The sequence below is a fragment of the Rhodanobacter sp. DHB23 genome (genome assembly GCF_014842975.1).
GTDB lineage: Bacteria > Pseudomonadota > Gammaproteobacteria > Xanthomonadales > Rhodanobacteraceae > Rhodanobacter_A.
Map to the genome: position 1 here is coordinate 16,460 of NZ_JACYXK010000028.1, position 10,414 is coordinate 26,873.

At 67.4% G+C, this 10,414-nt stretch carries 9 protein-coding genes and 2 tRNA genes; 8 read left to right on the forward strand and 3 right to left on the reverse strand.

Annotated elements, in window-relative coordinates:
* Nucleotides 1–61: 61 nt before the first annotated feature.
* The 5 genes from lon to IHE47_RS11885 all read left to right on the forward strand — a co-directional run bounded on the left by lon (nt 62) and on the right by IHE47_RS11885 (nt 5,379).
* Nucleotides 62–2,563, forward strand: a complete 2,502-nt coding sequence (gene lon / locus IHE47_RS11865) for an endopeptidase La (RefSeq protein WP_192106111.1) — start codon at nt 62–64, stop codon at nt 2,561–2,563.
* A 333-nt stretch (nt 2,564–2,896) separates the two neighbouring features.
* Nucleotides 2,897–3,169, forward strand: coding sequence for an HU family DNA-binding protein (locus tag IHE47_RS11870; RefSeq protein ID WP_192106112.1), 273 nt, complete (start codon nt 2,897–2,899; stop codon nt 3,167–3,169).
* 19 nt (nt 3,170–3,188) lie between these two features.
* A tRNA-Val gene (locus tag IHE47_RS11875) sits at nt 3,189–3,263 on the forward strand.
* Nucleotides 3,264–3,272: 9 nt separating this feature from the next.
* Nucleotides 3,273–3,349: transfer RNA gene (locus IHE47_RS11880), tRNA-Asp, on the forward strand.
* A 125-nt stretch (nt 3,350–3,474) separates the two neighbouring features.
* Nucleotides 3,475–5,379 carry a SurA N-terminal domain-containing protein gene (locus IHE47_RS11885; RefSeq protein WP_192106113.1) on the forward strand — a complete coding sequence of 635 codons (1,905 nt, stop codon included), beginning with the start codon at nt 3,475–3,477 and terminating at the stop codon, nt 5,377–5,379.
* A 72-nt stretch (nt 5,380–5,451) separates the two neighbouring features.
* Here IHE47_RS11885 and IHE47_RS11890 read toward each other — a convergent pair whose 3' ends face one another.
* Both IHE47_RS11890 and gloB read right to left on the reverse strand, forming a co-directional pair.
* On the reverse strand, nt 5,452–6,696 hold the full coding sequence (locus IHE47_RS11890; RefSeq protein WP_343227474.1) for a LysM peptidoglycan-binding domain-containing protein: 1,245 nt from the start codon (nt 6,694–6,696) through the stop codon (nt 5,452–5,454).
* On the reverse strand, nt 6,693–7,460 hold the full coding sequence (gene gloB, locus IHE47_RS11895; protein ID WP_192106114.1) for a hydroxyacylglutathione hydrolase: 768 nt from the start codon (nt 7,458–7,460) through the stop codon (nt 6,693–6,695). The genes IHE47_RS11890 and gloB overlap by 4 nt, the downstream gene beginning before the upstream one ends.
* A 228-nt stretch (nt 7,461–7,688) precedes the next feature.
* On the opposite strand from gloB, the gene IHE47_RS11900 reads away from it, so the two are divergent.
* From IHE47_RS11900 to dnaQ, 3 genes are read left to right on the forward strand one after another with little or no spacing between them, the layout of a single operon-like run.
* Nucleotides 7,689–8,366 (forward strand): methyltransferase domain-containing protein, encoded by a 678-nt coding sequence (locus IHE47_RS11900; protein ID WP_192106115.1) that lies wholly within the window; start codon nt 7,689–7,691, stop codon nt 8,364–8,366.
* A 12-nt stretch (nt 8,367–8,378) separates the two neighbouring features.
* On the forward strand, nt 8,379–8,828 hold the full coding sequence (gene rnhA / locus IHE47_RS11905; RefSeq protein WP_192106116.1) for a ribonuclease HI: 450 nt from the start codon (nt 8,379–8,381) through the stop codon (nt 8,826–8,828).
* A complete protein-coding gene (dnaQ, locus tag IHE47_RS11910; RefSeq protein WP_192106117.1) occupies nt 8,825–9,559 on the forward strand; it encodes a DNA polymerase III subunit epsilon in 735 nt (244 codons plus the stop codon). Before rnhA ends, dnaQ begins: the two co-directional genes overlap by 4 nt.
* Here the strand turns inward: dnaQ and IHE47_RS11915 are convergent.
* Entirely contained in the window at nt 9,551–10,252 is a 702-nt protein-coding gene (locus IHE47_RS11915; RefSeq protein ID WP_192106118.1) for a protein phosphatase 2C domain-containing protein, read from the reverse strand. The genes dnaQ and IHE47_RS11915 overlap by 9 nt on opposite strands.
* Nucleotides 10,253–10,414 lie beyond the last annotated feature (162 nt).

The window sequence follows — 10,414 nt, forward strand, 5'->3', positions numbered from 1 at the left end:
GTGTCATGCGGCCCGGCGCAGTGTCGGTCCGTCCCATTGGATTCACGCGAGAAACCCCTCAATGGCCAAGAACGCCCCCAAGCCCGCCATGCTCGATGCGCTGCCCGTGCTGCCGCTGCGCGACGTGGTGGTTTATCCGCACATGGTCATCCCGTTGTTCGTGGGACGCGACAAATCCATGCGTGCGCTGGAACGTGCGATGGAAGGCGAGCGGAAGATCCTGCTGGTGGCGCAGAAGAGTCCGGACATCGACGATCCCGCGGTGGACGACCTGCATCCGATCGGCACGCTGGCTGGCGTGCTGCAATTGCTGAAACTGCCCGATGGCACGGTGAAGGTGCTGGTCGAGGGCCAGTCGCGCGTATCCATCGAAGACTGCCGTGAGGACGGCGGCATGCTGGTGGCGGGGTCTCGCGTGATCGAGCCGGTCTACGGCAGCAAGGAGCGCGAGCTGGACGTGGTGTCGCGTACGCTGGTCTCGCTGTTCGAACAGCTGGTGAAGCAGAGCCGCAAGCTGCCGCCGGAAGTCCTTGCCAGCCTGTCCGGCATCGAGGATCCCTCGCGCGTGGCCGACTCGATCGCCGCGCACCTGTCCGTGCGCATGGCCGACAAGCAGAAGGTGCTGGAAACCGCCGATGTGGGCGAGCGGCTTGAGCTGTTGATCGGCCTGGTCGATGGCGAGATGGACTTGCAGCAGGTGGAGAAGCGCATCCGCGGCCGCGTGAAGTCGCAGATGGAGAAGAGCCAGCGCGAGTACTACCTCAACGAGCAGATGAAGGCGATCCAGAAGGAGCTGGGCGAGGGCGAGGACGGCCCGAACGAGATCGAGGAACTGCAGAAGAAAATCGAGAACGCCGGCATGCCCAAGCCGGTGCTGGCCAAGGCGCGCCAGGAATTCGGCAAGCTGCGCCAGATGTCGCCGATGTCGGCCGAGGCCACGGTGGTGCGCAACTACCTGGACTGGCTGATCGGCGTGCCGTGGAAGAAGCGCAGCAAGGTGCGCAAGGACCTGGCGCTGGCGCAGGAGGTGCTGGATGCCGACCACTTCGGCCTGGAGAAGGTCAAAGAGCGCATCCTCGAATACCTCGCCGTGCAGCATCGCGTGTCGACGATGAAGGGGCCGATCCTGTGCCTGGTCGGCCCGCCCGGCGTGGGCAAGACCTCGCTGGGCCAGTCCATCGCCAAGGCCACCAATCGCAAGTTCGTCCGCATGTCGCTGGGCGGCGTGCGCGACGAGGCCGAGATCCGCGGCCACCGGCGCACCTACATCGGCTCGATGCCGGGCCGCATCGTGCAGAACCTGAACAAGACCGGCAGCAAGAACCCGCTGTTCGTGCTGGACGAGATCGACAAGATGTCGATGGATTTCCGTGGCGACCCGTCTTCGGCCTTGCTGGAAGTGCTCGATCCCGAGCAGAACCACGCCTTCAACGACCATTACCTCGAGGTTGACCTCGACCTTTCCGAGGTGATGTGGATCGCCACCGCGAACTCGCTGAACATCCCCGGCCCGCTGCTCGACCGCATGGAAGTGATCCGCATCCCGGGCTACACCGAGGACGAGAAGCTCAACATCGCGCAGAAGTACCTGCTGCCGAAGCAGCTGAAGGCGAATGGCCTGAAGCCCGAGGAACTGAGCGTGGCCGAGGAGGCCATACGTGACATCGTGCGCTACTACACGCGCGAGTCCGGCGTGCGCAGCCTCGAGCGCGAGGTGTCCAAGATCTGCCGCAAGGTGGTGAAGGAGCTCACGCTGGGCGAGGTGCGCAAGGCCAAGGGCAAGCCGAAGCCGGCCGCGGCCAAGGCGGGCAAGGGCAACGCGAAGGGCAAGGCGAAGGCCGTGGCGGCGGTGGCCGTGGATTCGGCCAACCTCGACCACTACCTCGGCGTGCGCCGCTTCGACTTCGGCCGCAAGGAGCTGCAGAACGAGGTGGGCCTGGTCACCGGTCTGGCCTGGACCCAGGTGGGCGGCGAACTGCTCAGCATCGAGGCATCGGTGGTGCCGGGCAAGGGCCAACTGGTGCATACCGGCCAGCTCGGCGACGTGATGAAGGAGTCCATCCAGGCCGCGTTGTCGGTGGTGCGCGCACGCGTCGAGCGGCTGGGCATCGATCCCGAGTTCCACAAGAAATTCGACATCCACGTGCACGTGCCCGAGGGCGCCACGCCGAAGGACGGCCCCAGCGCCGGCATCGGCATGTGCACCGCGCTGGTGTCCGCGCTGACCAAGGTGCCGGTGCGTTCGGAAGTGGCGATGACCGGCGAGATCACCCTGCGTGGCCGCGTGCTGCCCATCGGCGGCCTCAAGGAGAAGCTGCTGGCGGCGCATCGCGGCGGCATCACCACGGTGATCATCCCGGAGGACAACAAGAAGGATCTGGCCGACATGCCGGCCAACGTCACCTCCTCGCTGGAGATCCACCCGGTGCGCTGGATCGACGAGGTGCTGGACATCGCGCTGGAGCGTCCGCTGCAGCCCAGCGAGGCGAAGCCGGAAGCGCACGCCGCGCACGAGGAAAAGCCGGACGCCGAGGAGGCGGAGTCGCACATCCGCCCGCACTGAAACGGCATGCAGGCAAGGCGCCGCGGGTCGCGAAACGACCCGCGGCGCCTTGTCCGTTCACGCCTCCGGAAAATCCGCAAGTGCCGCAGGTGTTTCGTGCAAGGTCAAAGTTCCAGCCGTCTGCATGTATGGCCCGGAAACCTTGCGGCAGCTTGTATTGCGGTGTTTGGCGACGCGCTGGTATAAAGGTGGGACCGCAGTCCCGGCGCCTGCTGCATGCGTCCGCGATGCGGGGTTGCGTTACGACGCCCAGCGGCTACCAACCATCCATGGCGGTTGCGCACACCCATGCCAGGGCGCGCGCCTGCCGCAAAACGCACTAGGGAGTTTTCAATGAATAAAACCGATCTGATCAATGCCATCGCCGACAAGGCCGAACTGACCAAGGCCGACGCCGGCCGTGCGTTCGACGCGTTCGTCGAAGTCGTGCAGAAGTCGCTGAAGAAGGGCGAGGACGTGTCGGTGGTGGGCTTCGGTACCTTCACCGTGCGCAAGCGCGCCGCCCGCACCGGTCGCAACCCGCGCACCAACGAGACGATCAAGATCAAGGCTTCGAAGGTTCCCGCCTTCAAGGCTGGCAAGACGCTCAAGGACGCCCTAAACTGAGCGGCTCACGCTCGGTTTCGGGTGCTTAGCTCAGCGGTAGAGCACCGCCCTTACAAGGCGATGGTCGTAGGTTCGATCCCTACAGCACCCACCAGAAAACTGTGGAGCGGTAGTTCAGTCGGTTAGAATGCTGGCCTGTCACGCCGGAGGTCGCGGGTTCGAGTCCCGTCCGCTCCGCCACGGTTCGCAAGGGCGCCCCAGCGGCGCCCTTGTCGTTTGACGGCATCGACGGGGAAGCCGTAGCGATGAATGGTCCAGGCAACGCGCGCCGGGTGCGCCGCACAACACTCGCAGGAAGGTAGGCAATGCTGCAGGCAATTCGCAACAAGATGCACGGATGGCCCGCCGCCGTCCTCCTCGGCCTGGCCACCTTCGCGATGTCGTTCTTCGGCATCGAGGGCTACATCATGTCCCGCGCCGACACCTACGTGGCGAAGGTGGGCAAGCACGAGATCAGCCAGCAGGACTTCCAGGCCCGCATGAACCAGCTGCGCCAGCAGATGAGCGCGGAGCAGGGCGACAGCTTCGACGCGGACGCGTTCGAGAAGCCGGAGATGAAGCAGAGGGTGCTGGACGGCATGATCGACCAGCAGCTGCTGTTGAAGGCGAACGAGGACTGGGGCGTGCGCGTGCCGGACCAGGCCATACGCGATTACATCGCCGGCATCCCGGCGTTCCAGGTCAACGGCCAGTTCGACCCCAACACCTACCGCACCCTGCTTGCCGAGCAGCGCAAGACGCCGGACATGTTCCAGGACGACGTGCGCGCTTCGCTGGCCACGCAGGCGCTGCCGAACGCCGTCAACGCCAGCACCATTGTCACCGACGAGGAGATGGACCACTACCTCGACTTGCGCATGCAGCGCCGCGACATCAGCTACGCCGTGCTGCCCAAGCCGCAGCCCGCCGATGCCAGCGTCACCGATGTGCAGATCGCGGATTACTACAAGGCGCATCTCGCGGATTACATGAATCCCGAGCAGGTGTCGCTGCAATACATCGAGGTGAAGGGCAGCGAGCTCAAGCCGGACGCGCCGCCCAGCGATGCCGACCTGATGAAGCGCTACGAGAGTGAAAAGCAGCGCTTCGTGCAGCCCGAGCAGCGCGAGGTGTCGCACATCCTCGTCAACGTGCCCGCCAACGCCACGCCCGACCAGCAGAAGGCCGCGCTGGCCAAGGTCGACAAGATCGTCGCCGGGCTCACGCCGGACAACTTCGCCAAGGTCGCCGCGCAGGATTCGGACGACCTCGGCTCGAAGCGCCAGGGCGGTGACCTGGGCTGGCTGCAGAAGGGCGTGACCAACGCCGCCTTCGACACCGCGATGTTCGCGCTGACGAAGGGCGAGATCTCCAAGCCGGTGCTGACCCCCGACGGCTACGACATCCTCTGGCTGCGCGACATCCGCAGCGGCGATGCCAAATCCTTCGCCGAAGTGCGCGACCAGTTGCTGGCCGAGGCGACCAGCGGCGAGAAGGACCGCAAGTACAACGAGGTGGCCGGCAAGCTGTCGGACAACACCTATCAGAACCCGTCCTCGCTGGACCCGGCCGCCCAGGCGCTCGGCCTGCCGATCAAGACCACGCCGCTGTTCCCGCGCCAGGGCGGCGAGGGCATCACCGCGGATCCCAAGGTCATCAAGGCGGCCTTCGGCAATGACGTGCTGGCGCAGGGCAACAACTCCAGCCTGATCGAGCTGGGCAACGACGACGCGGTGGTGATCCGCGTGGCGCAGCACGTGGCCGCCGCAGCCAAACCGCTGGCCGAAGTGCACGACGCGATCGGCAAGACCATCCTCGACCAGCGCATCACCACCGCCGCGAAGCAGCAGGCCGACGCGTTGCTGGCGCGCCTGCGCAAGGGCGAGACGCTGGCGGCCGTGGCCGCCTCCGACGGCGCCAGCGTGAAGAGCGTGGCCGACGTGGTGCGTATCCAGCCCGACGTGCCCGCGGTGTTGCGCGACCAGGCCTTCCTGCTGCCGCACCCGGCGGATGGCAAGCCGCAGTACGCAGCGGTGGACATGCAGGACGGCAGCTACGCACTGCTGGCCGTGGACAAGGTGCAGGGCGCGGACCTCTCCAAGGTCACGCCCGACCAGCGCAATGCACTGCGCCAGCAGATGATCCAGGCTTACGGTGCCGTGGCGACCGAGGAGTTGATCAAGGCGCTGCGCGCGGGTACCGAGATCAAGATCGCCAAGGATCGGATGTAAGAGCCTGTCCATGCGAAGAAGGCGGCCCATTGGCCGCCTTCTTCGCATCCGCATCCGCCAAGACATCGGCCGCTATTGCGACGAGCTGATCTTGAGCAACTGGCCGGGATGGATGGCTTGCCCCTGCAGGTGGTTCAAGCGCTGCAGGTCGCCCACGCTTATCGAGTAGCGGTGCGCCAGCTGCCACAGGGTTTCACCCTGCGCGACCCGATGGGTAAGTGAGTGCGTGGCCCGTTCCGGCTTCGCCACATCGGGCGATGGAAGCGGGTCGGCCTCGTTGGCGGCCGCGTGGTCCGCGAAGCCACCGTCGGTGGTTTCGCCGGCCATGGCCGGGTCGAGCAGCGCATCGTTGAACTGCTGGGCGTGGCTCGCCGGCATCATCAGGTAGGAGGCCACGCTGGTATCCGCGATGTCGTTGCGGAAGGCGGCGTTGAGTTCCTTCAGCGTGCCCAGTGGCATGCCGGCCTTGTCGGCGGCGCGTGCCAGCGGCATCGAATGCGGCAGCTGCACCTTGACGAGGTGCTGGCTGGGCGCCAGCACGGGCAGGCTGACGTTGAAGCGTTCGGGTTGGCGCACCACGCAGGCCATGGCCAGCAACTTGGTGAGGTGTTCGCGAGTGACGTTGTGCACCGGCCAGTGCGGGATCACCGGCGTCGCCGGCGGCAGGCCGTGGCCCTGCACCAACTGGCGCGCCTTGTACTCGCCCGCGTTGTACGCGTAGTCGGCGACGCGCCAATCGTGGAATTCGTCGTAGTAGCGGCTCAGCAGCTTCATCACCGCGTCGGCGGTGGATTGCACGTCGAGGCGGCCGTCGTAGCGGCCATTCACGCGAAGGCCCATCGCGGCCGCGGTAGCCGGCATGATCTGCCACATGCCGGCGGGGCGGCCGCTGCGGCCGGGAATCGGCCGGTAGCCGCTTTCGATCCACGGCAGGAAGGCGAACTCCCCGGCCACGCCGTGCTCGCTGGCCACCTGTTCCACATAGATCAGCTTGGGCAATGCATCCTGCACCTGTTGCTCGAAATGCTGCGGGTCGCGCGTGTAGCGCTGCGCCCAGGACAGCACTGCGGGATCGCCGTCGCAATCGGCCATCTGGAAGCTGCCGCGCAGCCGGTCCCAGACGTTGCTGTCGTCCGTTGGCGCCGACGCGGCCTCTGCAGGGGAAGATGCCACTGCGGCAGGCGCAACCGCGGCCACCGGTTGCACGGGATGCGAGGTCGTTGTCGCAGGACGCGGTGCCGGCACGGTGGTGCAGGCGGTAAGCAGGGCCGAGACGAACAGCGGCAACAGCCGCCTGGGGTGAAGGTGTTCGCTCATGCGCGGAACCCGTCCTTGGCGGTGCGGACGGTGGCGAAGCGCGCCGTGCGGTCCGCGGCCTGGCCGGCCTGCCGTGCGCACCAGGCGATCACGGCCGGCTCGTCGATGCGCAGGAAGGGGTTGGTCGCCAGTTCGCTGGCCATGGCCACCGGCAGGCTGGGGTACTGCTGTTCGCGCAGTGCGGCCACTTCCTGTCGACGTGCCGACAATGCGGCGTTGTCCGGTTCGACCGTGCCGGCGAAGCTGCCGTTGGCGCCGGTGTATTCGTGGCCGCAACAGAGCAGGGTCGCGGGCGGCAAGGCGGCGAGGCGATCCAGTGAAGCCAGCATCTGCGCGGGCGAGCCCTCGAACAGCCGGCCGCAGCCCATGCTGAAAAGCGTGTCGCCGGCCAGCAGCACGCCTTCGCCGTGGTAGGCCACATGGCTCAGCGTGTGGCCGGGCACGGCGATCACCGCGAAGCTGGATTGCGGCTCTGCCAGCACGATGCGCTCGCCGTCATGCACGCGCGCGGTGGCCACTTCGATGCGCGCGTCCTCGGGGGCGTACACCGGCGCGTCATGCCGCTGTTGCAGCACCGCCGCGCCGCCGATGTGGTCGGCATGGTGGTGCGTGAGCAGGATCGCGCGCAGCCGCAGCCCGCGCGCAGCCAATGCCTGCTCCACCGGCGCATCGTCGCCGGGATCGACGGCGATGGCGTTGCCCGCGTCGTCGTGCAGCAACCAGATGTAATTGTCGGCCAGTGCCGGTAGCGGTACGAGATGCACGGCATGCTCCGCTGCGTTGGTCGAACGTGCAGACGCAGCCGTCCCGGCATGCGCGATCCGCTCGACTATAAACAGCCTGTCGCGCCGGCTCGTTAGCTTGTCGTTAACGCGGGCGTCGGCCGTTCAGTGATGTGCGCCCGGTCCGCAACGCATGGCGGCACGGCAAGTCTCTCCAAACGCTACACTGCGGGCTGGATTCCAACGACGACCGTGCGCCGGATCGAGTGCATGCCGCTTCAACGCGACGACGACATTCAGGCCAGCCCGCCCCTGCGGCGGTTGCGCAGCGGGCAATGGCGCAGCATGGCACCCTTGCTGCAACGCGAGACGGGGCGGCGCGCGCTGCGCATCGGCGTGGCCGACGACGATGCGGTGCCGCCGCTGCCCGGCATGACGTGGACGCGGCTGTGGCTGGCGCGCGACGGCTACCACGGCGACTTGCGTGGACATGCCGACGAACCGTTGCCCTTCGTCGACGAAGCCTTCGATTTCGTCTGGCTGCAGCATGCGCTGGAACCCGCGCCGCAAACGGCCGCGCTGCTGGCCGAGGCCTGCCGTGTATTGGTGCCTGGCGGCATGCTGGCGATCACCGCGGTGCATCCGCTGGGTGGCTGGGCGCCCTGGTTCTGCTGGCGCGCACGCGGGCAGCGGCAGTCGCTGCAGTGGCCCTGGCGGCTGCGCCGGCAATTGCAGCGCGACGGGTTGGAGATCGAGAACCAGCGCCGGCTGGGCGCGCAGCGGCCGGGTGCCAGGCTGGTCGGCGACAACCGCTGGGGCGGTGCCTACCTGATGCTGGCGCGCAAGCAACGACGCATTGCCATTCCCCTGAAACTGCGGCCGCTGCCGGCACATGCGCCGGTGAACGCGCGCCTGTCGCCGGGTACCCGGCGGCATTCCGTATCCTGACTGGAAAACCGTGTGACGACCGACGAAGTACAAGCCTTCACCGACGGCGCCTGCCTCGGCAACCCCGGGCCCGGCGGCTGGGCGGCCCTGCTGCGCGCCAGGGGGCATGAGCGCCTGCTGGCAGGCGGCGAGGCCGATACCACCAACAATCGCATGGAGCTGATGGCGGCGATCGGGGCGCTGGAGGCCTTGACCCGCCCCTGTGCCGTGCTGCTCACCACCGACTCGCGCTACGTGATGCAGGGCATCGAGCAATGGCTGCCGAAGTGGCGCGCGAACGGCTGGCGCACCGCCGACAAGAAGCCGGTGAAGAACCAGGATTTGTGGGAGCGTCTTTCCGCCGCCACCGGCAACCATCGCGTGCGCTGGCAGTGGGTGAAGGGGCACAACGGCCACGCCGAGAACGAGCGCGTGGACCAGGCCGCTCGCGAGCAGGCGGAACAGCGCAGGAGCCAGGCATGAGGCAGGTGGTGCTGGATACGGAAACCACCGGCCTCGAGGTACGCCAGGGGCACCGGCTGGTGGAGATCGCCTGCGTGGAAATGCTGGAGCGCCGCCTCACCGGACGCCACTGGCAGACCTACCTCAACCCCCAGCGCGCGATGGACGAAGGCGCCAGCCAGGTCACCGGCATCCGCGACGACTTCCTCGTGGACAAGCCGCTCTTCGCCGACAGAGTGGAGGAGTTCCTGGCCTTCATCGACGGCGCCGAACTGATCATCCACAACGCCAGTTTCGACGTGGGCTTCCTCAATGCGGAACTGGCGCGGCTGGGCGATGCCTTCGGCAGCATCGGCGATCGCTGCAGCGTGCTCGACACGCTGGCGATGGCACGCGAACGCTATCCCGGCCAGCGCAACAGCCTGGATGCCTTGTGCAAGCGCCTGGGCGTGGACAACTCGCGGCGCGACCTGCACGGCGGCCTGATCGATGCCCAACTGCTGGCCGACGTCTATCTCGCGATGACGTCCGGCCAGGTGGCGCTGGACCTGGCCTTCGAGCAGCCGCAGGAATCGGCGGCGGCCATTGCGGTCGCCGCGCCGCTGGTCCTGCGCGGGCGGCCGCGCGTGTTGCGCGCTTCCGCCGAAGAAGCCGTCATGCACGAGCAACGGCTCGATGCACTGGACAAGAGCGCAGGTGGCGTCAGCGTGTGGCGCAAGCTGGAGGCGCCTGCGGAAGCCGCCTCAGCTTGAGCGCACCAGGATCGCGGTGATGTTGTCCTTGCCGCCGCGATCCAGCGCGTTCAGCAGCAGCTGATCCACGCACTCCTGCGCGGCGAGGTCGGTGCGCGCCACCGTGCGGGCGATCGACGCCGCGTCGAGGTCCTCGGTCAACCCGTCGCTGCACAGCAGGAAGCCCATGCCCGGCGCGAGGCGGCCATGCGCCATGCCCACGTGCAATTGCGCGGCCGCGGTGATGCCCAGCGCCTGCGTCAGCACGTTGCGGTTCGGATGGCGTGCGGTGTGCGCCGGATCCAGCTTGCCTGCCGCGACCAGGGCCTGCACCAGCGAATGATCGTGGCTGATCTGGCGCAGCTCGCGACCCGTGGCGTAGATGCGGCTGTCGCCCACCCATGCCGCCTCGTAGCCGTCGTCGCCCAGGCGCAAGGCCGCGATGGTGCTGCCCATCGGCAAGGCGTTGCCGTGGTCGTGCGCCTGCGCCTTCAGGTGTTCGTTGGCGCCGTGGATGGCCTCGGCCAAGCCATGTCCGCGACCCACCAGTTCCACCACGCAGTCGCGCACTAGTGCCGACGCCACTTCGCCGTGCAGGTGGCCGCCCATGCCGTCGGCCACCAGGAACAGGCCGAGCGAAGCGTCGGCGTAATAGGTGTCCTCGTTGCGCGTGCGGCGCAGGCCGACGTGGGTTCCGTGTCCGAATTCGATCATGGGGCTGTGGCGGAAGGCTGGGCTCGGAGCATGGCGGATGTTGGGGCGTGGTGCAAAGTGGGTGTCAGGATGATCGCTTGTCGGCCGCCGGGAGCATGTTGCCAGGGCGGAGAGTGCCGGCCCTTTCGCTGATCCGCAATGCTAGGTTCCCTGGGCAAGGTC